We start from the raw sequence: 20,602 nt of genomic DNA on the forward strand, positions 1-20,602 counted from the left end.
TGGTTTGGTATTGCCCCCGGATAAATGTCCCTTACGTTGCCATGACTTTTCTTTTCTGGCTCATCTCCCGGCTGCCCCTGCGGGCGCTGCACGCCATCGGCGGCGCGCTGGGCCTGTTGGCCGCGCGGCTGCCGGGCCGCTACGGGCAGCGGCTCACCGAAAACTTCCGCCGCGCCTTTCCCGACGCCACCGACGCCATGCTCGCCGAAGCCGCGCGCCACGCCGGCCGGTTGATCATGGAGATGCCGTATTTCTGGAGCCGCAAGACGATCACCGTCCGCACCGACAATTTCGACGATCACCTCTGGCCCGAACTGGCGCGCCTGGAGGCCGCGGGCAAAGGTGTGATCGTATTGACGCCGCACCTGGGCTGCTTCGAAGTCCTGCCGTTGTCCTACGCACGCCTGCGCCGCGTGACGGCAATGTTCAAGCCGCCGCATCAGCCGTGGCTGCGCGAATTCGTCGAACGGATGCGCACCCGGCCCAACATGGCGATGGCGCCAGCCACGCCGCGCGGCGTTCGCATGCTGGTCAAGGCGCTCAAGCGCGGCGAAGCCGCCGGCATCCTGCCCGACCAGGTGCCGACCGGCGGCGAAGGCACCTGGGCGCCGTTCTTCGGCGCGCCCGCCTATTCGATGACCCTGGTGCACCGCCTGCAGCAACTGACCCGGGCGCCGGTGGTAATGGTCTACGCTGAGCGCCTGCCGCGCGGTGCCGGCTATCGCGGCCATCTGCGCATACTGTGCGACGGCGGCATGCTGCCGGACGACCCGGCCGCGGCCTCGGCCGTGATCAACGCGACGATCGAAGATCTGATCGCGATCGATCCGACGCAATACCTTTGGGGATATAACCGCTACAAGCATCCGGCCGGCGCCGAACTGCCGCCGGAGACCCCGACCGCCATGCAAGCGGTATCCCACGACAATATCCAATGAGCCGCATATTTACCTGGCTTGGCATCGGCCTGCTGACGGTGCTGGGAAAACTCCCATACCCATTTGTTGCACGTTTTGGCGAGGCGCTGGGCGGCCTGCTCTACCACATTCCAAATCCCCGCCGCGAGGTAGTGCGCGCCAATCTGCGCCTGTGCTTTCCCGAGCGCACGGCAGAGGAAATCGACGCGCTCGCGCGCGAGACCTATCGCAAGGTGTTTCGCAGCTTTGCCGAAGGCGGCATTTTCTGGACCAGCGACGAAGCCAAGATGCGCCGCCTGGTGCAAATTAATGACCAGGCCAATCTGGTCGCGCTGGACGGCACGCCCCATATACTCGTCACGCTGCATCTTTCCGGGCTGGAAGCCGGCGCGATCCGCCTGACGATGCACCTGCGCGATAACGTCGGCCGGTCCGGCGCCTCGCTTTATACGGTGCAGAAAAACAAGCTGTTCGACGATTTCCTGAAGGTGGCGCGCGGGCGCTTCGGCGCGAATATGATTTCGCGTAACGACAGCGTGCGCAACATTCTCCGCGTGCTCAAGAAAGGCGAGGCGCTGCAGCTGATTTCCGATATGGATTTTGGCGAACGCGATTCGGAATTCGTGCCGTTCTTCGGCGTGCAGGCGCTGACGCTAACCGCAGTGTCGCGCCTGGCGCGGCTGGCCGGCGCCAAGGTGGTGCCGATCTTCACCGAGCAGTTGCCCGATTACAAGGGCTATGTGCTGCACATTCTGCCGCCGTGGGAGAACTACCCCGGTGACAGCGTGACCGACGATACGCGGCGCATGAATGCATTTTTCGAGGAAGCGATCCGCCCGCGCGTGGCCGATTATTACTGGGTCCACAAACGCTTCAAGCATCGCCCGCCCGGCGAACCCGACATCTACTGATTACAATCGTCGACATGAAACTCCAGTTCACCAAGATGCACGGCGCCGGCAACGATTTCATCGTGCTGGACGGCATCAACCAGCAACTCGATTTGACCGACGCGCAGTGGCGCGCGCTGGCGAGTCGTCATTTCGGCATCGGCGCGGACCAGATCCTGATCGTCGAAAAATCGACGCGCGACGATGTGGATTTCCGCTATCGCATTTTCAATTCGGATGGCGGTGAAGTCGAACATTGCGGCAATGGTGCGCGCTGCTTCGTGCGCTTCGTGACCGACAAAGGTATGACGGATAAGCGCTCGGTGCGCGTGGAAGTCATGAATGGCGTCATCACGCTGACGCTGCAGGACGACGGCCAGGTCACCGTCGACATGGGCGCGCCCGAACTGACCCCGGCGCGCGTGCCGTTCGTGCCCGAAGGGCTGCCCACCCGCGTCGAGGGCGACGACACGCTGTACGGCCTGGAAATCAACGGCCGCACCGAGTGGATTTCCGCGGTGTCGATGGGCAACCCGCACGCGGTGCAGGTGGTGGACGACGTCGAGCAGTTTCCCGTCCTGCAGGACGGCCCGGTGATCGAGCATCACAAGTCGTTTCCGAATCGCGTCAACGCGGGCTTCATGCAGGTGGTCGATCGCCATGCGGTGAACCTGCGCGTGTTCGAGCGCGGCGCTGGCGAAACGCTGGCCTGCGGCACCGGCGCATGCGCGGCGGTGGTGGCCGGCATCCGGCGCGGGCTGCTCGATTCGCCGGTGAAAGTGCGCACGCACGGCGGCGACCTGAGCATCGCGTGGCAAGGCGAGGGGCAGTCCGTGCAGATGACCGGTCCGGCGACGACCGTGTTCGAAGGGTCTATTGACCTCGCGGCGCTACCTGCCTGACCATGGGGCCTGTCCCGCCATCTGGCGGGCCGTGTGGAATGCGGGGTGCCCCACCCCGCCACCGGAGAGCCCATGAGTCTGGACGATTTCCGCATCACCTCCGGCAAGCAATTCAAGCTTGCCAGCTTCGACCCCGGCAGCAAGCCGCTGTCCACGGGCAACAAGACTTCCGACAATGCCCATCTGACCGAGCTGAGCACCCAGCTCGACGCCTTGCAGGATATTTTCTACGCCGAGCACACGCACAAGCTGCTGATCGTGTTGCAAGGCATGGATACGAGCGGCAAGGATGGCACCGTGCGCTCGGTGTTTCGCAGTTTCGATCCGCTCGGCGTGCGCGTGGCCAGTTTCAAATCCCCCACGCCCGAAGAACTGGCGCACGACTACTTGTGGCGCGTGCATGCCCAGGTGCCGCGCAAAGGCGAAATCGCCATTTTCAACCGCAGCCATTACGAGGACGTGCTGATTACGCGCGTGCACGGCTGGATCGACGAGCGCGAATGCGAACGCCGCTACAAACAGATCCGCGCATTCGAGCAAATGCTGGTGGAAACCGGCACGACCATCGTCAAATGTTTTCTGCACATTTCAAAGGACGAGCAGAAAAAACGGCTGGAAGAGCGTATTGCCGATCCACAGAAACACTGGAAATTCGACATGCAGGATCTGGCCGAGCGCAAGTTCTGGAAGGAATACCAGAAGGCTTACGAGGACGCCATTGCCGCGACCGCCACGCCGGATGCCCCCTGGTATATCGTGCCGGCCGATTCCAAGAGCCACCGCAACCTGATGGTGGCTGAAATCCTCAAGGCGGTATTCGACACCATCAAGCCGGCATATCCCCCACCCAACCCTGCGCTGGCCAAAGTGGTGGTCGAATAGCGCGGGGCGATTAGGCGATCGGCGGCGGCCCACGGCTTCAGGTGTCGCCATTGCCGCGATGCACGTCGTGCGTGACGAACGGTCGCTCGGCGCCCGGCATGGCCAGCCAATGCGGATGTTTCAGCGTGTCGCGAATATCGTCGAGCCCGCTGGACCAGTGCTCGTGCATCGTCAGCACGCCAAACTGATAATCCTTGGCGCTGCCCTCGAAAGTCTTGTCGCGATAAATCAGCTGGATGACGTTGCGGCGCGCGTCGCACGCATGATCGGCGGCGCGCCTGTACCAGGGATCGTCGCGTTTTGACGGCGGCACCAGCGCCATCACCTCGCTCAACATGCGGCGATAGTTTTGCTGTTCGCGCATGTAATCGGTAATCGCGCGGGTGCGGCTCGAATACTGGATGTCTTTCTGACGCTCGGCCACATCCAGCAGGTTATGCGGCAGCTTGCCGCGCGCGCTCCATAAATCCACCTGGAAAATCAGCGCATCGCGGCGCGGCTGGGCGGTCAGCACTTCCTGCAACGGCGTGTTCGAAACCAGGCCGCCATCCCAGTAATACTCGCCGTCGATTTCGACCGCCGGAAATCCCGGCGGCAGCGCCCCCGACGCCATGAAATGCTCGGCGCGCAGCGTCATGCGGGTATTGTCGAAATAGGCGAAATTGCCGGTGCGCACATTGACCGCGCCCACCGAGACGCGCATTTCCTTGGGCCGGTTGATGCGGTCGAAGTCGACAAAGCGTTCGAGCGTGGCCTTCAGCGGAGCGGTGTCGTAGTAGCTTGCGCGACCCGGATCCTCGCCGCGCGCCCACAGGTCGGCGATGCCGCGCGGCGTGAAAAAGCCGCGCTGGCCTTCCACCAGCGCCCGTGCGGCGTTCAGGCCATCGAACCAGACGCGGATCGGTTCCGGCCACAACGGCGCCGCCTCGGTCAGCAGGTCGAGCGGCAAGCCGGGCAGCCACGGCTGCGCGCAGATGTATTCCCAGAACGCACGCAGTTGTGCCACGCGGGTTTCGGGCGGATTGCCGGCGATTACAGCCGCATTGAGCGCGCCGATCGAAATCCCCGCTATCCAGTTCGGATGGATGCCGCCCTCCGCCAGCCCCTGATAGACGCCGGCCTGATAGGAGCCAAGCGCACCGCCGCCCTGCAACACCAACGCGCGGATCGCATAGGCTTCATGCGCGGGGCCGTCGTGTGCCGGTTCATCCGCCGCGCAATGCTCGAGCGGCGGGCGGCCACGCGTGGCGGCCGACGCCGTGCGAGCCTTGGCCGGCGTGGCCGCATCGGGCGCCGAATCCTGCGGCGGCGCGCCCTGCTCGCCAATCTCGCGTTTGATCGCCTGCCGGTCCTGCTGGTCCTGCCGCCGCTTTTGCGCCACGCCGATGCTCCCCTGGAAATGAAAACGGCCCCGAGCGGGGCCGTGTTTGCCGTCAGACGCCGTACTTCTGACGATAGGCAGCGACAGCGTCGCGAGAGTTCCCGAGCGCCGGGTCCTGCGAGGCATCGAGATAGGCCAGCAGATCCTTGAGCGTGGCGATGGCGATCACGGGCACGCCGTATTCGCGCTGCACATCCTGGACCGCGGAATGCGTGCCGATGTTGTCGGCCGTGCCGCTTTTTTCCATGCGATCGAGCGCGATCAGCACCGCGGCCGGCTCTGCCCCCGCGGCGCGAATCAACTGCATCGACTCGCGCACGGAAGTACCGGCCGAGATCACGTCATCCACGATCACAACCTTGCCGCTGAGCTTGGCGCCCACCAGCGTGCCGCCTTCTCCATGGTCCTTGGCTTCCTTGCGGTTGTAGGCAAAACCGACGTCGCGCCCCATGCCCGCCAGCGCTACCGCGGTGGCCGACGCGAGCGTGATGCCCTTGTAGGCCGGGCCGAACAGCACATCGAACTGCAGGCCCGAGCCAAGCAGGGTCTTCGCGTAGAATTGCGCCACCTGGCCGAGCATCGCGCCCTGGTTGAACAAGCCGGCGTTGAAGAAATACGGCGACTTGCGGCCAGCCTTGGTCACGAACTCGCCAAAGGACAGCACGCCCGCATCCAGTGCAAAGCGAATAAAGGACTGGCTAAGGTCGTCCGGCGTGGTCTGCTGCGTCATTTTCACTCTCTGAATTCAAAATTTCCCGAGATGTTACGGATTATCAGCGCCAACCTCAACGGCATCCGGTCGGCCGCCAAGAAAGGTTTTTTCGACTGGATGGGCAAGCAGGAAGCGGACATGGTCTGCGTACAGGAACTGAAGGCGCAGGAAGCCGACATGACCGAAGCTTTCCTTGCGCCGCATGGGTATCACGGCTATTTCCATTACGCCGAGAAAAAGGGCTACAGCGGCGTGGGCCTGTACACGCGCCACAAGCCCGAGCGCGTCATCACGGGCTTCGGCAACGCGGAATTCGACGCGGAAGGCCGCTATGTCGAGGTGCAGTATCCGCACCTCGCCGTGATTTCGGTGTATGTGCCGTCCGGGTCCAGCTCCGAGGAGCGCCAGCAAGCGAAATTCCGTTTCATGGAATCGTTCCTGCCCCATCTGCTGCAGTTGAAGGCCAGCGGCCGGGAAATCGTCCTGTGCGGGGATGTGAACATTGCGCACAAGGAAATCGACATCAAGAATTGGAAGGGCAACCTGAAGAATTCCGGCTTCCTGCCCGAAGAGCGCGCATGGATTGGCGAGCTATTCGACAACCATGGCTATGTGGATGTGTTTCGCCAGCTCGATCCCCGGCCCGAGCAATATACCTGGTGGAGCAACCGCGGCCAGGCATATGCCAAGAACGTGGGGTGGCGCATCGATTACCACCTGACCACCGCGAAGATCGCCGCAACCGCCAAGGTCTGCTCGATCTACAAGGACGAAAAGTTCAGCGATCACGCGCCACTGTCGATCGACTACGACTTTCCCCTGTAAGCCCGCGCTTGTAACGCGGCGAAACTACCCTGACTGGTGATTTTTGGCCGGTTGGAACCGTGCCGGACGGCAATGGGCGGTTTTGGCGTAAACCCTGCGTCCGGCCCTCAACCTCGCTACAATGCAGGTTCGCCATCCGTTCGGACAGGCGATTTTTCGCATTTTTCAGAGTGAGTCCGCCATGGTTTTCAAAGTGTTCGTCGATGGTCAGGAAGGCACCACCGGTCTCCGGCTGCTTGACTATCTCTCGGGCCGCTCCGATGTGGAGCTGCTGCGCATTGCCGATGACAAGCGCAAAGACCCGCAGGAGCGAGCACGCTTTCTGAACGCCTCGGATGTGTCGTTCCTGTGCCTGCCGGACGTGGCCTCGCGCGAGGCCGTGTCGCTGGTGACCAATCCCGATACCTGCGTGATTGACGCCAGCACGGCGTTCCGCACCTCGGACGCCTGGGCCTACGGCCTGCCGGAACTGACGCGCGGCCAGCGCGACAAGGTGCGCGCCAGCAACCGCATCGCGGTGCCGGGTTGCCACGCCAGCGCCTTCGTGCTGGCGGTGCGCCCGCTGGTGGAAGCGGGCCTGATGCCGGCCGACTACCCGGTCACGGCGTTTTCGCTGACTGGCTACAGCGGCGGCGGCAAGTCGATGATTGCCGAGTTCGAAGCGGGCGGAAATCCGAAGCTGATGAGCCCGCGGCCCTACGCCTTGGGCCTCGCGCACAAGCACTTGCCGGAAATGCGCGTGCAGGCCGGGCTGACGCAGGCGCCGATCTTCAACCCGATCGTCGGCAACTTCCTCAAGGGCCTGGCCGTGACGGTGCCGGTGTATCCGTCGCTGCTGTCGCGCAAGGCCGACGCCGAGGCCATTCTCGACATCTATCGCAAGCACTACGAAGGCGAACAGTTCGTGCGCGTGCATCCGTTCAACAGCGATGCCAACCTCGACAATGGTTTCTTCGATGTGCAGGCCAGCAACGACACCAATCGCGTCGATCTGTTCGTGTTCGGCAATGAAGAACGCCTGAATCTGGTGGCTCGGCTGGACAACCTGGGCAAGGGCGCAGCCGGCGCAGCGGTTCAGTGCATGAACGTGCGCATTGGCGCCGACGAGGCGGCCGGCCTGAAGGCTTGATCCGCCGCGCCGCGGTCAACGAAAAAAAGCCGGCTCACTGCGAGCCGGCTTTTTTGTCGTCCGGGGTTTCCAGCTTCAGCGGCTTGCGCTGGTCGTCGTCGCCGTTGTCGACCGGCGCACCACCAAGATTGGCCATGTTGGTCTGGTAGGGCGAGAGCTTTTCCATCGGCATTTCCATCGCCCGGGCGTACAGCGGCAACACTTCCTTCATATGGGCTTCCAGCACCGCAATGCGGCTGCGTCCGGACGGATGGGTCGACGAGAATTCGTCGCCGGCCCGCAGGAACTTGCCCATTTTCTGCCACAGCGTGATGGCCGCGCGCGGGTCGTAGCCGGCGCGCGACGCGATGTCCATGCCGATCAGGTCCGCCTCGGTTTCTTCCTGGCGCGAAAAACGCAGCGACAGCATCTTCGCGTTCGATCCAATGTCCATGTTGCCCAGATTGCCAAACCCGGTCAGTTGCGACACCACGTTGGCGCCCAGATTGGAGATCTCGGCCTGCGCGGCGCGCTGGCGCGCATGTTCTTCCAGCGCGTGGGCGATCTCGTGGCCCATCACCATCGCCACTTCGTCGTCGGTGAGTTTCAGGTCGTTCAGCAAACCCGTGTACACGGCCATCTTGCCGCCCGGCATGCAAAACGCGTTGACCTGATCGGCGCGAATCACGTTGATTTCCCACGCCCAGCGGCCGGCGCGCGGATTCCACAGCACGGTCTGCGGCAACAGCCGGACGCCGATCTCGCGCAGGCGCAGCACCTGGGGATCGGAATCGTCGAGCAGCGTATGCCGGGCGATGGCTTCCTGCTTGACCTGTTCGTATTCGCGCGCCGCCTGCTGGTCGATGACCGCCATCGGCACAATCTCGCGCACGCGGGATTCGCGCCGCGCCAGCTGCACGCCATCGGTGGGCGCGGCCACCTGCGACAGCTCCTGCGCACTGGCGGCTGCCGCGGCGGCACATATCGCAACCGCCAGGGCGGCGCGCAAGCAGAACTGACGCATGGTCTCGGGTGCGATGGAATTTACGGCAGGGGTCGATGCGAAAGAACTCGCGGCGGTTCACAAGGCGGCGCGAACGGTGATGCAATAATACACGCCAGCCCAGGCGCCACCCCATCATGAATTTCCACACTTATCTCGACATTTTTCGCAATCGCCGCATCGGCGCGATGCTGACGCTTGGCTTTGCGTCCGGATTGCCGCTGGCCCTGACGTCCGGCACCTTGCAGGCCTGGATGACGGTGGAAGGCCTGGACATCAAGACCATCGGATTTTTCTCGCTGGTCGGGCAAGCCTACATCTTCAAATTCCTGTGGGCCCCGCTGATGGACCGCTACACGCCGCCGCTACTGGGCCGGCGGCGGGGCTGGCTGATGCTGACGCAGCTTGGCCTGGTGGCCGGCATTGCGGCGATGGCGTTCTGCCCGCCCCATCAGGCGCTCTGGGCGCTGGGCGCTCTGGCCGCGCTCGTCGCGTTCCTTTCGGCCTCGCAGGACATCGTGTTCGACGCCTACAGCACCGACGTGCTGCGGCCCGCAGAGCGCGGCGCCGGCGCGGCGGTCAAGGTGCTGGGCTATCGGCTGGCGATGCTGGTGTCGGGCGGGCTCGCCCTGTATCTGGCGGATCGCGTACTGGGCTGGTCCAGCATGTACCTGCTGATGGCCGCGCTGATGAGCGTTGGATTGCTGACGCTGTTCTGGGCGCCGGAGCCGGAGGCCGCCGCGCGCGCGCCGCGTTCGCTCGAGGAAGCGGTGCTGGGGCCGCTGCGCGATTTCTTCGGCCGGCAGGGCGCATGGTGGCTGCTGCTGCTGATCGTGCTGTACAAGCTTGGCGACGCCTTCGCCGGCAGTCTGTCGACGGCATTCCTGATCCGCGGGCTGGGGTTCGATCCGGGCCAGGTGGGCATCGTCAACAAGACGCTGGGCCTGGCCGCGACGATTATCGGCGCGCTGTTCGGCGGATCGCTGATGGTGCGCCTGGGCCTGTACCGGTCGCTGATGCTGTTCGGCATCCTGCAGGCCGTGTCCAACCTCGGCTACTGGATCCTGGCGGTGACGCCGCCGCACCTGTGGTCGATGGGCGCGACCATCGCCGTGGAAAACCTCTGCGGCGGCATGGGCACGGCGGCCTTTGTGGCACTGTTGATGACGCTGTGCAACCGCTCTTTCTCCGCCACGCAATACGCGCTGCTGTCCGCGCTGGCGTCGATCGGCCGCGTGTACGTGGGGCCGACGTCGGGCTATATGGTGGAAGCATGGGGCTGGCCGCCGTTCTACCTCGGCACCGTGGTGGCGGCGGTGCCCGGCGTGGCGCTGCTGTGGGCGATGCGCAGCACCGTGGATCGCTACGAGGCGCAGGCGCGCGAACCGGCCGAGACACCGGCGGCGCGCCCCGCCTGAGATCATTCCTTGTAGTAGACGATCTGGTGCGAGGTTGCCAGCAGGTCGCCGGACGGACTCCAGATCTCCGCGGTCTGGTCGAAAAAGCCCTGCCGGAACACCCGCGCCTGCGCGCATCCGAGCACGTGACGATCGCCCACCGCCGCGAGCGTGGCCGCATCGGCATGGAAATAGGTGGTCAGTGACACGGTGCCCGCCGGCACGAAGCCGGCGCGCTTGAGAAAGATGCGCGGATAAAACGCGTCGCACCAGGCGGCGACCGATACGTAATCGGGCGTGCGCGGCGGTTCGTCGCGGATCCAGAACCGGGTCAGGCTATCGGGGTTTTCGGTGCCGGCCGCGACATTGGGCTTGGCCCCGCGCACCGCGCGCATATCGTAGCTGCCAATCCACTTCACCGGCGCAAACGCGCTCATGCGCGGCAGCGTGTCGGCGGCGGGCACGGCCGGCATCCTGGCCTCGCCGCTGTTCCAGGTTTCGCGGCGCACCGCGAATACCGCACTGCCCGTGGTGGTGATCTCCCCGTTCTGCAACAGCTCCAGATGCCAATGCTGGGTCGACCGGTTGGTGCGCGACGGCCGCGCGACGATTTCGAACGCGCCCTCGGCAATCGGCCCGGCGAAGTTGACCGTCAGCGCGCTCGGGTCGCCCAGCCGCTCCGGATGGTTCAGCGCCGCCTGCAGCATGACGGCTGCGGTGGCTCCGCCAAACGGGCCGATCATGTTCCAGTAGGCGTGGCTGGTATGGCCCAGGAACCGGTGGTCGCCGGCGGGCTCCAGGCTTACGGCCTGGTCGAGTGGATGCAGGGGCGCTTGCGTCATGACGAAAAAAGTACGGTCGTTCGGTAATGCCGTACGGTATGCCCGCCAGAGGCTTGCGTCAAGCTAGGGACTTTTGCCGCCGCCGCAGTCGTGCGCCGTATCGGCCGGAAAGCCGTTGCTGGCACATGCCCGCGGCGCAACTCAGGACACCGCGGTGACGCGATACACGGCCAGGCTGCCGCGCCAGTTGACGCCCCAGTTCACCGTCACGCCTTCATGCATCACCACGCGATCGAGCACGCGCAGCCCTACCTTCGGCGCCAGCTCCTCGAAATCGCCGATAGTCAGCACGCGCACGTTCGGCGTGTTGTACCACTGGTACGGCAACGATTCCGACACCGGCATGCGGCCGCGGAACACCGACAGCCGATGCGGCCAGTAGCCGAAGTTCGGGAACGAAACGATGCATTCGCGCCCGACGCGCAAGGTATCGCGCAACACCTGCGCGGTGTTGTGAATCGTCTGCAGCGTTTGCGACAGGATCACGGTGTCGAAGCTCTTGTCCTCGAACAGCGCGAGACCGCCTTCCAGATCCTGCTGGATGACGTGCACGCCCTTCTGCGCGCAGGCCAGTACGCCTTCGTCACGGATCTCGATGCCGTAGGCATGCACGTCGAGTTCGTCCTGCAACACGCGCAGCAGACTGCCGTCGCCACAGCCAGCGTCCAGCACGGTGGAATTCGGTTCGATCCAGCGCGCGATGGCGCGGAAATCTGGCCGCAGCGCGAGAATATTCGGATTGGCAGCGGCGTTCATACTCCGATCTCCTCGGCAATGCGATCGTAATAGGCGCGCATCAGGTTGTGATAGCGCGCGTCCTCCAGCAGGAAGGCGTCGTGGCCGTGCGGCGCGTCGATTTCCGCGTACGACACCGGACGCTTGTTATCGAGCAGGGCCTTGACGATCTCGCGGCTGCGGTTGGGCGCGAAACGCCAGTCGGTGGTGAAGCTGACCACCAGAAAGCTCGACTGCGTCTGCGCCATCGCGCGCGTCAGATCGCCGTTGAAGGACAGCGCCGGATCGAAGTAATCGAGCGCGCGCGTGATCAGCAGGTAGGTGTTGGCGTCGAAATACTCGGCAAACTTGTCGCCCTGATAACGCAGGTAGCTTTCCACCTGGAATTCGACATCGAAAGAAAAGCGGATGTCGTCGGACTTCAGCGCGCGGCCGAATTTCTCGGCCATGTCCTCGTCCGACAGATAGGTGATATGGCCGATCATGCGCGCCACGCGCAATCCACGCTTGGGCTTGACGTTGTGCGCGTAGTAATTGCCGCCATGGAAATCGGGATCCGACAGGATCGCACTGCGCGCCACCTCGTTGAAGGCGATGTTCTGCGCCGACAGCTTCGGCGTGGACGCCACCACGATGCAATGGCGCAGGCGATCCGGATACATCAGGCTCCACGCCAGCGCCTGCATGCCGCCCAGGCTGCCGCCCATGACCGCGGCAAATTGCTGGATGCCGAACATGTCGGCCACGCGCGCCTGCGCGTTGACCCAGTCCTCGACCGTGACGACTGGAAAGAGCGCGCCGTACGGCGCGCCCGTGGCCGGATTGATACTCATCGGCCCGGTCGACCCGAAGCACGAGCCCAGGTTGTTCACGCCGATCACGAAGAAGCGATTGGTGTCGAGCGGCTTGCCCGGACCCACCATGTTGTCCCACCAGCCGATATCGCGCGGATTGTCGGCGGCGATGCCGGCCACGTGGTGCGAGGCGTTCAATGCGTGGCACACCAGCACGGCGTTGGTGCGCGCCGCGTTGAGGGTGCCGTAGGTTTCGACCATCAGGTCATAGCCGGCCAGCTGGGTGCCGTTGCGAAGTTGCAGCGGCTCGGCAAAATGGATGCGCTGGGGCGTGACGACGCCGACGGAGTCGGTCGGCACATCGAGTACGCCAGCGGGAGGTGCGACATCGGTCATGGAACAGGCCCGCATCGGATGCGCAGGCAATAAAAAAACCCGACCGGCAATGCGTGGGTTCGCAGCCAAGTCGGGCTTTTCGCGGTGTTCCGCGTGCCGGCGCCAAAGCGTGGATGATCTATCCGCGAGGCACCGACCCAACCTCTTTAGCCGCATTTATATTGGCACCGGGAAGTCTTTTCCCGGGTGCCGCGCGCCCGCAAGCCAGTCATCAAATCGGCGCGACCCGCAGATTATAGTGCAATTCGCGCCGCGTGCCCGCGTCGATCTCCGGCCAGCGGTGGTGCCAGCGCCGATCAGCCCAGCAGCACGCGCAGCTGCGCATCGATGTTGTCGCTCGGCATCTTGCGCAGACCGCTCTTGGCAAATCGATGCCAGTGGCCCTGCACCGCGGCCATGATCAGCGACACGCGCATGGCGATGTCGGCATCGGCCGGAAACGCGGCCTGCGTGACCGCCACCTTCAGGCACTGGCGCAGCGACGCCTCGATGCGGTCGATCATCTGGTTGATGCGTTCCTGCAGGCGCTCGTGCTCGCCCACCAGCGCCTCGCCGGTCAGCACGCGCGTCATGCCCGGATTCTTCTCGGCAAACGACAGCAGCATGCGCACGATGGCGTGCACCTGGCGCAGGCCATGGTCTTCCTGCGTGGTGATCTGGTTGATCAGGCCGAAGACGGTCTGCTCGATAAAGCCGATCAGTCCTTCGAACATCTGCGCCTTGCTGGCGAAGTGCCGATACAGCGCGGCTTCCGAAACCGACAGCTTGGCGGCCAGGGCGGCCGTGGTGATCTTTTCCCCGCGCGGGTGTTCGAGCATGCCGGCCAGGGTCTGCAGGATCTGGATGCGGCGCTCGCCCGGGCGCGGACGCTTGCGCGCTGGGGCTTCCGGATCGATGACCGACTGGACGGCCGGTGTGGGCGCCTCTGCGTGGCGTGCGATGGTTTGCGTCATGACCCGATTCCCCGCTTTTGTTTCAGGAGTTGATGCATCGATTGTACTTTTATGTCCACATAGCCCGGGCGATTCACCATGCGGGCGCGTGTTTTGGGTGCGTGGTCGGGCTGCATCTGTGGCGCCGTTGCCGCACTCTGCCCGCCGGACGGGTCCTGGCTCTCGGCGGCGACCAGCGTGACCGAACGCTCCTGCGCCGCATGCCCGACATGCTGCCGATCCTCGGCGGCCAGCGTCGAGCGCGTCGCCGCATCGCGCGTGGCGCCCGACTGCACAGCCACCGGATGGGGACTAGACGGCGCCAGCTTGCGCAGATAGCCGGTGATCCAGGCCGTGCGGATGCCAAGCCCCGCATAGTGCTTCAGGTGCGAGACCGTATCCTCGACCAGCACCGCGCGATGCGGCGCGACGCGGGTCTGCGCCAGCAGACGCCGCAGCATGCGCCGGTCGGGCTTGGGCCGCAGATGGCCGTGCACCCACATGTCCTCGATCGCCACCACGCGCTCGAAGCAGCGCTCGATGCCGGCCACGCGCATCACGGCAAGCGCATAGTCGCGCGGCGCGTTGGTGACCAGGATCTTGCGGCCGGGCAATTGCCGCAGCGCCGCCACCAGGCCGCGGCGCACGCGCACCATGTCGGCCAGTTCGGGGAAGTCGTGCGCGGCGCGCAGGAAATCCGCCGGATCCACCTGATGATGGCGGATCATGCCCAGCAGGGTCGCGCCGTAGCGCTGCCAGTACTGAACCCGCACCCGGCTGGCCGTGGCCTCGTCGCTGCCCAGCACGCGCGCGACGTAGGCCGTCATCAGGCGGTTGATGGCCGGAAAGATCGCATGCGACGCGTCGTGCAGCGTGTTGTCCAGATCGAACAGCCACACGATTTCGCCGGACGTGTTGCCCACCGCGTCGCGCAGCAGATGCCGGCGTGGACGACGAACGGGCGATGGGCGAGCGCGGACCGCGCCGCGACGCTGGGTGGGCTGTCGAATAAACACGCCTGGATTGTGGATGAAGGGATGGGATGAGGGAAATCCGCGCGATGCACGGATTTCCCGATGGCGCGCTCAGTGCGAGCGGATCATCGTACCGAACGCCTGCTCGGTAAGGATTTCGAGCAGCAGCGAGTGTTCGATGCGGCCGTCGATGATGTGTACCGAATGCACGCCGCTCTTGGCGGCGTCCAGCGCGGACGAGATCTTCGGCAGCATGCCGCCGGAAATCGTGCCGTCGGCGAACAGTTCCTCGATCTCGCGCGCGGACAGGTCGGTCAGCAGGTTGCCCTTCTTGTCCATCACGCCGGGGATGTTCGTCATCATGACGAGCTTTTCCGCCTTGAGGATCTCGGCCATCTTGCCGGCTACAACGTCGGCATTGATGTTGTAGGCCTGGCCGTCGTCGGAGAAGCCAATCGGCGAGATCACCGGGATGAACGCGTCGTCCTGCAGCGCCTTGACCACGGCCGGGTTGATGGCCTCGATATCGCCGACAAAACCGATGTCGATGAAGGCGCCGGGGTGTTCGCGGTCGGGCATCTGCAGGCGCTTGGCGCGGATCAGGCCGCCGTCCTTGCCGGTCAGGCCTACAGCCTGGCCGCCGTACTGGTTGATTAGCATGACGATGTCCTGCTGGACTTCGCCGCCGAGCACCCACTCAACCACTTCCATGGTTTCCTCGTCGGTGACGCGCATGCCCTGGATGAACGTGCCGACCTTGCCGACCTTCTTCAGCGCTTCGTCGATCTGCGGACCGCCGCCGTGCACCACCACCGGGTTCATGCCCACCAGCTTCAGCAGGATCACGTCGCGCGCGAAGCCGTGCTTGAGCTTTTCCTCGGTCATCGCATTGCCGCCGTACTTGACCACAATGGTCTTGCCGTGGAACTTGCGGATATAGGGCAATGCCTCGGCCAGGATTTCGGCCTTGAGAGCGGGGGCGATGGCCGCCACCGTCGTGGCGGCAGGCCCAGGATTGTCAGCGTTCATGGCTTCGGACATTCCGTGTGTGTGGAGCAGGTATCATGGCGAACCGTCCGCCGGATAAGGCGATACGGGCGAGGCCGGCGTTGCGGCAAAACCGTCTGGGAACATGGTCACTGCGGGGGATCGCACCCCGGAGTGCATCATCCGGCCACGGCAGGCGCCGATTTTACAAGAAACCGGCGGCCACATTGCAATCGCGGCATTGCAACAAAAATCTCAGCCATGACCGATCCGTCGACGATCCAGACCGGCCAGTTGCGGCCCGTCGAGCATTGCAGCGTGTGCGGCGCGGCATTTGTGTGCGGCTACGTGGCCGGACTGCCCGCCTGCTGGTGCGCCAGCCAGCCGTTGCTGCCGTCGCGCCAGATCGTGGCGGACCAGCGCTGCCTGTGTCCGGCCTGCCTGAAACGGCGCCAGGCCGCGACAACTCTCAATCCATCCTGAAAATTTTGTTGTCTGCGTGCTGCGAATGACAAAACGGGCCCAGTCCGGTTTAACATTCGCCACATGAATAGCCTACGCGGAATCGATCTCAACCTGCTGGTGGTGCTCGAAGCACTGCTGGCCGAACGCCATATCTCGCGCGCCGCGCTGCGGCTGCAATTGAGCCAGCCGGCCGTGAGCCATTCGCTGGCGCGGCTGCGGCAGTTGCTCGACGACCCGTTGTTGGTGCGCGGCCAAGGCGGGCTGGTGTTGACGCCCCGCGCGCACGAGCTGACCGGCCCGCTGGCCGAGGCGCTGGCGCAGGTCCGCATCCTGCTGGGCCCGGGCGGCTTTGCCCCGGCCACGGCGCGCCGCACGTTCCGCCTGGCGATGTCTGATTATGGCGCGCTGGTGGTGCTGCCCCGCCTGCTGCGCGCGCTGCGCAAGGCCGCGCCCAATATCGACCTGGTGGTCACGCAGTCCAGCCGCGAAACGATGACCGCTCAGGTAGCAGACGGCCAGCTCGACATCGCGCTGGGCGCCTTTGCGTTCGAACCCGAAGGCGTGCGCACCGCGGTGCTGTTCGATGACGATTTCGCCTGCGCGGTCGATGCGGCCACGGTGCGCGACACGGGCCGGCTCGACCACGTAGCCTACCTGGCGCGTTCGCACGTGCTGGTCACCGCGGCCACCGAACGTGGCGAAGCGGTCGACGCGGCCGTCACGCGGCTGGGCGGACGCCGCAAGATCGCCTGCTCGGTGCCGCACTGGAGCGTGGCGCCGGGCCTGATCATCGGCACCAACCTGGTCCTGACCACCGCGCGCCGCAGCCTGGAAGCGCTGGCAGACGGCCGGCTGGCGATCTTCGAGGCGCCGTTCACGATTCCCGGCTTCACCTACAGCATGATCTGGCCCGAAAAGGCCGACGCCGACCCCGGCCACACCTGGCTGCGCGAACGCGTGCAGCAGGCCGCCGCCGCGCCCGAGGCCGACAGCGAAGCGGCCATCAGCCTGCGCGGCTGACCGACCGGACCCAGGCCGAACTGACATTACGCGCCGACCCGGCGGGGCCAACACGCGCCGACGACCCGAGCACGAACAACAGGCGATGACGATAGGCGCTGACGGGCCCGGCATTCCCCGCCAGCCGTCACCGCACCGGATGGCCGCTCAGTGCTTGTGGTCCATATGGCCGCCGCCCATCTGCCCCGAAGCCGTCATGTCTCGCACCTGGGCCTGGACGGTCTGCTCGGTCACCTTGCCGTTCTGCTCGATCTTCAGCGTGATGGGCACCGTGTCGCCGGCCTTGAGTTGCTGCTTCAGGCCCATCAGCATCACGTGATAACCGCCGGGCTTCAATTGCACGTCCTGCATCTTCGGCAGATCCAGCGACGGCAGCGCGCGCATGCGCATCACGTTGTTTTCCATCTTCATTTCATGCAGCTCGGCGGTGCCTACGGGCGACGACACGCCGACCAGCTTGGCCGTGTCGTGCGCATGCAGCGTCATGAAGGCCCCCGACGCGGTCTGCGCCGGTACGGTGCCGCGCACCCATGCATCGCTGACATCGACCTGCGCCATGGCGTGCGCGCTGACCAACAGGCCCGCCAGGGCGACGGTGACGATCGAAGCGGCGCGCGCTGCGCGGACTTTGGCTTGGATAGGGAACATATGGATCATCTCCACGAAACTCGAAAGGACGGGATCAGGGGGCGAACATTAGACCATGACGATGCCGCCCTGTCCCGCCGCCGCGTAACCGCATAGTCTGGCAGCGTCGCCGCGCGGCCTGAATGCGGCACGGTGTCGCACGGCAGGCAGGCCGCGCCGGCATTGCTACACTCGCGCAATGCAAGCCTTCATCGACATGTCATCCGCCCCGTTTTCCGCCGTGCCGGGCCTGCCGTCCCAACGCCACAGCCTGGTCAGCATGCGCCGCCTGTGCTGGCTGCGCTGGGCGCTGCTGGCCGGACAGGCGTTGCTGCTGCTGTCGTGCGAATCGCTGGCCGGCATCGTCCTGCCGTACAAGCCGCTGCTGTACCTGTTTGCGATGCAGGCCGCGTTCAACGTGTTTTGCGTGGCGCGGCTGCGTTGGCATGCGTCGCGCAATTCGATGCCCGCCGACGGCGAACTGATGGTGCAGATGATGGTGGACCTCACCGCGCTGTCGGCGATCCTGTTCTATACCGGCGGCGCCACCAATCCGTTCGTGTCGTTCTACCTGCCGGGACTGGCGATCGCCGCGGCCATCCTGCCATGGCGGCTGGTGCTGGGCCTGGCCGTGTATGCGCTGTCGTGCTATTCGCTGCTGCTGCTCGAATATCTGCCCCTGCATCTGCACAATCCCGACAACGCGGTGAACTATCACCTGGCGGGCATGTGGCTCAATTTCGTCGCCAGCGCGGTGATGATCGCGTTCTTCGTGGCGCGCCTGTCCAACGTGCTGCGCCAGCGCGATGCGCAGCTGAACGAAGCGCGCGAGCTGCTGCTGCGCGAAGCGCGCGTGGAAGCGCTGAACGACCAGGCCGCCGCCGTGGCCCACGAGATCGGCACGCCATTGGCCACGCTGGCGGTGATTGCGGGCGAACTGCGCGCCGACGCCGAGGACGGCGGGCGCGGCAAGACCGCCGTGGCCAGCTATCTGCCCGACCTGCGCACGATGGAGCAGCAGTTGGACCTGTGCCGGTCGATCCTGGCGCGCCTGCGCGAGGACCATCAAACGCTCGCGCCGCAACGCATCGACACGTGGATCGCGGCGTTTGTCGAACGCTGGCAGTTGCGGCACCCGCAGGCCAGCCTGCACGCCGAGGTGGCGCCCGACGCCGGCGTACAGGCCGTGGATACCGCGCGCGTCACGCAGATTCTGACCATCGTGCTGGACAACGCCGCGCGCAGCCAGCAAGCCACGGAGCACGATGCAAACCCCGGCCCGCCGCTGCATCTGCGGATTTCATGCGAGGCCGGCGCGTTGCTGTGCCGCGTGACCGACCACGGCCACGGCATTGCGCCAGCGCTGCGCGTGCAACTGGGCGAATCGCCGGTGGTCAGCGCGCACGGCGGCCAGGGCATCGGCTTGTATCTGGCCCAGAGCGCCGCGCGCCAGCTGGGCGGACAACTGGCCTGGCACGACAATCCCGCGGGCGGCACCATCACCGAATTGCGCCTGCCGCTGGCGGGCGCCAACGATCGCTTTCCGATTTCCCACACCGATTTCCAACCGTGATGACCGACGCCAATGCGCCCCACGGCGCCACGCCCTTCCTTGTGATCGACGATGACGAGGTCTTCGCCGACACGCTGGCTCGCGCCCTGACACGCCGCAGCTATGCCGTGCAGGTGGCGCGCAATGGCAGCAGCGCCCTGGCGCTGGCCGCCCGCACCGCGTTCGCGTATGTCACGCTCGATCTGCATCTGGGACCGTCGCCCGATGCCGGAGGCACCGCGCCGGCCGAATCGGGACTGCATCTGGTGGGGCCGCTGCGCAACGCTTTGCCGGACGCGCGGATCCTCGTGCTGACCGGCTATGCGAGCATCGCCACGGCGGTGGCGGCGGTCAAGCAGGGCGCGGACGAATATCTGGCCAAACCGGCCAATGTCGATTCGATCCTGACGGCGCTGATGGCGGGGATTTCGGAGGACGCCGCCGAAGCCGCGCTGGAAGAGCCGATGCCGCTATCGGTGGCGCGACTCGAGTGGGAGCATATCCAGCGCGTGCTAACCGAGCATGGCGGCAATATATCGGCCACGGCGCGCGCGCTGAACATGCATCGGCGCACGCTGCAACGCAAGCTCGGCAAGCGGCCGGTGTCGCGCTGAGCCAGCGGTGCGCCTCACAGGCGCAACTGCACGTAATCCCAGCCCAGGTCGTCCTGACGCGTATCGTCCGAGGCGTCGGCCATGCGCACCGCGTCCGCGGCGTGGCGATCGGCCAGCGTCACCAGCGCGCCCGAGGCCATCGCTTCGGCAGCCACCGCGGCGCGGCGCTGGGACCGATCGGCAGTGGCCGTATCAGTGGACGCCGGCGAGGCCGCGGCGGCATCATGCGGCACGGCTGCGGGGCGGATGCAGAGGAACACCGTGGCGGCGGTGATGGCGGCCACGACGCCGGCCGTGGCGCCGGCAACGCGGCGCTTGCGCACGCGGTTGCTCTTGAAGAAGGGCGTACGCGATAGATGGCGTGACATGTCTGGCTCCCTTTAGGTTTTTTTGTGCAGGATGCGGTGGCTCCCGCATCGGTCCATTCGACCAACAAGGTGCGCAAGGGTCTCATTTCTGTCCCGACGCGCGCCAGCGTCCTTACCAATGCTTACCAAGCTTACCGACGCGTGGCACGGCGACGATGCGCGGGCTACACGCCGGTCATCGCGCCGACATATGCCGCGCCATACGCTACGGTGCGGCGCCACGCCGCACGGCTGGCGCGTCGATTGACGCTAGACTGGCGCGTTTGCACATTCATCCCG

Annotated in this window: 22 protein-coding genes; 11 read left to right on the plus strand and 11 right to left on the minus strand. The window is 65.3% G+C overall.

The window, feature by feature from the left end; all coding sequences use genetic code 11:
• The first annotated feature begins 41 nt into the window (after positions 1-41).
• The 4 genes from F7R19_RS12145 (at position 42) to F7R19_RS12160 (ending at position 3,591) form a co-directional block, all read left to right on the plus strand.
• Positions 42-938, plus strand: coding sequence for a lysophospholipid acyltransferase family protein (locus F7R19_RS12145; protein ID WP_150980842.1), 897 nt, complete (start codon positions 42-44; stop codon positions 936-938).
• Positions 935-1,828, plus strand: a complete 894-nt coding sequence (locus F7R19_RS12150; protein WP_061956257.1) for a lipid A biosynthesis lauroyl acyltransferase — start codon at positions 935-937, stop codon at positions 1,826-1,828. The genes F7R19_RS12145 and F7R19_RS12150 overlap by 4 nt, the downstream gene beginning before the upstream one ends.
• A gap of 14 nt (positions 1,829-1,842) precedes the next feature.
• Positions 1,843-2,709 (plus strand): diaminopimelate epimerase, encoded by an 867-nt coding sequence (dapF, locus tag F7R19_RS12155; protein ID WP_150980843.1) that lies wholly within the window; start codon positions 1,843-1,845, stop codon positions 2,707-2,709.
• A 72-nt stretch (positions 2,710-2,781) separates the two neighbouring features.
• On the plus strand, positions 2,782-3,591 hold the full coding sequence (locus F7R19_RS12160; protein WP_150980844.1) for a polyphosphate kinase 2 family protein: 810 nt from the start codon (positions 2,782-2,784) through the stop codon (positions 3,589-3,591).
• Between the two features lie 37 nt (positions 3,592-3,628).
• Here the strand turns inward: F7R19_RS12160 and F7R19_RS12165 are convergent, their stop codons facing one another.
• Positions 3,629-4,972: a DUF3734 domain-containing protein gene (locus tag F7R19_RS12165; RefSeq protein WP_061956263.1), complete on the minus strand. Its 1,344-nt coding sequence runs from the start codon at positions 4,970-4,972 to the stop codon at positions 3,629-3,631.
• 52 nt (positions 4,973-5,024) lie between these two features.
• A complete protein-coding gene (pyrE, locus tag F7R19_RS12170) occupies positions 5,025-5,702 on the minus strand; it encodes an orotate phosphoribosyltransferase (RefSeq protein ID WP_061956265.1) in 678 nt (225 codons plus the stop codon).
• Positions 5,703-5,732: 30 nt separating this feature from the next.
• On the opposite strand from pyrE, the gene F7R19_RS12175 reads away from it, so the two are divergent.
• Both F7R19_RS12175 and argC read left to right on the plus strand, forming a co-directional pair.
• Entirely contained in the window at positions 5,733-6,509 is a 777-nt protein-coding gene (locus F7R19_RS12175; protein ID WP_061956267.1) for an exodeoxyribonuclease III, read from the plus strand.
• A gap of 181 nt (positions 6,510-6,690) precedes the next feature.
• The gene (argC, locus tag F7R19_RS12180; RefSeq protein WP_061956269.1) at positions 6,691-7,638 is read left to right on the plus strand and encodes an N-acetyl-gamma-glutamyl-phosphate reductase; all 948 of its coding nucleotides are present in this window, start codon (positions 6,691-6,693) and stop codon (positions 7,636-7,638) included.
• A gap of 34 nt (positions 7,639-7,672) precedes the next feature.
• On the opposite strand, the gene F7R19_RS12185 is transcribed toward argC, so the two are convergent.
• Complete coding sequence (locus F7R19_RS12185) at positions 7,673-8,641, minus strand: M48 family metallopeptidase (protein WP_150980845.1); 969 nt, start codon at positions 8,639-8,641, stop codon at positions 7,673-7,675.
• Between the two features lie 116 nt (positions 8,642-8,757).
• On the opposite strand from F7R19_RS12185, the gene F7R19_RS12190 reads away from it, so the two are divergent.
• Positions 8,758-10,038 carry a muropeptide transporter gene (locus F7R19_RS12190; RefSeq protein ID WP_150980846.1) on the plus strand — a complete coding sequence of 427 codons (1,281 nt, stop codon included), beginning with the start codon at positions 8,758-8,760 and terminating at the stop codon, positions 10,036-10,038.
• Positions 10,039-10,040: 2 nt separating this feature from the next.
• Here the strand turns inward: F7R19_RS12190 and F7R19_RS12195 are convergent, their stop codons facing one another.
• The 6 genes from F7R19_RS12195 to argB all read right to left on the minus strand — a co-directional run bounded on the left by F7R19_RS12195 (position 10,041) and on the right by argB (position 15,719).
• Entirely contained in the window at positions 10,041-10,859 is an 819-nt protein-coding gene (locus tag F7R19_RS12195; protein WP_150980847.1) for an acyl-CoA thioesterase, read from the minus strand.
• A 141-nt stretch (positions 10,860-11,000) separates the two neighbouring features.
• Entirely contained in the window at positions 11,001-11,615 is a 615-nt protein-coding gene (gene metW / locus F7R19_RS12200) for a methionine biosynthesis protein MetW (RefSeq protein WP_061956276.1), read from the minus strand.
• Positions 11,612-12,784: a homoserine O-succinyltransferase MetX gene (gene metX / locus F7R19_RS12205; protein ID WP_061956278.1), complete on the minus strand. Its 1,173-nt coding sequence runs from the start codon at positions 12,782-12,784 to the stop codon at positions 11,612-11,614. The genes metW and metX overlap by 4 nt, the downstream gene beginning before the upstream one ends.
• Before the next feature lie 296 nt (positions 12,785-13,080).
• Complete coding sequence (slmA, locus tag F7R19_RS12210) at positions 13,081-13,737, minus strand: nucleoid occlusion factor SlmA (protein WP_150980848.1); 657 nt, start codon at positions 13,735-13,737, stop codon at positions 13,081-13,083.
• On the minus strand, positions 13,734-14,732 hold the full coding sequence (locus F7R19_RS12215; RefSeq protein ID WP_150980849.1) for a pyrimidine 5'-nucleotidase: 999 nt from the start codon (positions 14,730-14,732) through the stop codon (positions 13,734-13,736). Before F7R19_RS12215 ends, slmA begins: the two co-directional genes overlap by 4 nt.
• A gap of 69 nt (positions 14,733-14,801) precedes the next feature.
• On the minus strand, positions 14,802-15,719 hold the full coding sequence (argB, locus tag F7R19_RS12220) for an acetylglutamate kinase (protein WP_061956385.1): 918 nt from the start codon (positions 15,717-15,719) through the stop codon (positions 14,802-14,804).
• 219 nt (positions 15,720-15,938) lie between these two features.
• Between argB and F7R19_RS12225 the strand changes: the two genes are divergently transcribed.
• Entirely contained in the window at positions 15,939-16,160 is a 222-nt protein-coding gene (locus tag F7R19_RS12225; RefSeq protein ID WP_061956285.1) for a cysteine-rich CWC family protein, read from the plus strand.
• Positions 16,161-16,223: 63 nt separating this feature from the next.
• Positions 16,224-17,162, plus strand: coding sequence for a LysR family transcriptional regulator (locus tag F7R19_RS12230; protein WP_150980850.1), 939 nt, complete (start codon positions 16,224-16,226; stop codon positions 17,160-17,162).
• Between the two features lie 147 nt (positions 17,163-17,309).
• Here the strand turns inward: F7R19_RS12230 and F7R19_RS12235 are convergent, their stop codons facing one another.
• A complete protein-coding gene (locus tag F7R19_RS12235; protein WP_150980895.1) occupies positions 17,310-17,801 on the minus strand; it encodes a copper chaperone PCu(A)C in 492 nt (163 codons plus the stop codon).
• A gap of 205 nt (positions 17,802-18,006) precedes the next feature.
• On the opposite strand from F7R19_RS12235, the gene F7R19_RS12240 reads away from it, so the two are divergent.
• Together F7R19_RS12240 and F7R19_RS12245 are read left to right on the plus strand one after the other, a co-directional pair.
• Entirely contained in the window at positions 18,007-19,362 is a 1,356-nt protein-coding gene (locus tag F7R19_RS12240) for an ATP-binding protein (RefSeq protein ID WP_223505634.1), read from the plus strand.
• On the plus strand, positions 19,362-19,955 hold the full coding sequence (locus F7R19_RS12245; protein WP_150980852.1) for a response regulator transcription factor: 594 nt from the start codon (positions 19,362-19,364) through the stop codon (positions 19,953-19,955). The genes F7R19_RS12240 and F7R19_RS12245 overlap by 1 nt, the downstream gene beginning before the upstream one ends.
• A gap of 14 nt (positions 19,956-19,969) precedes the next feature.
• Here the strand turns inward: F7R19_RS12245 and F7R19_RS12250 are convergent, their stop codons facing one another.
• The gene (locus tag F7R19_RS12250) at positions 19,970-20,323 is read right to left on the minus strand and encodes a hypothetical protein (RefSeq protein ID WP_150980853.1); all 354 of its coding nucleotides are present in this window, start codon (positions 20,321-20,323) and stop codon (positions 19,970-19,972) included.
• Between the last annotated feature and the right edge of the window lie 279 nt (positions 20,324-20,602).

Source organism: Cupriavidus pauculus, from assembly GCF_008801835.1.
Taxonomy (GTDB): domain Bacteria; phylum Pseudomonadota; class Gammaproteobacteria; order Burkholderiales; family Burkholderiaceae; genus Cupriavidus; species Cupriavidus pauculus.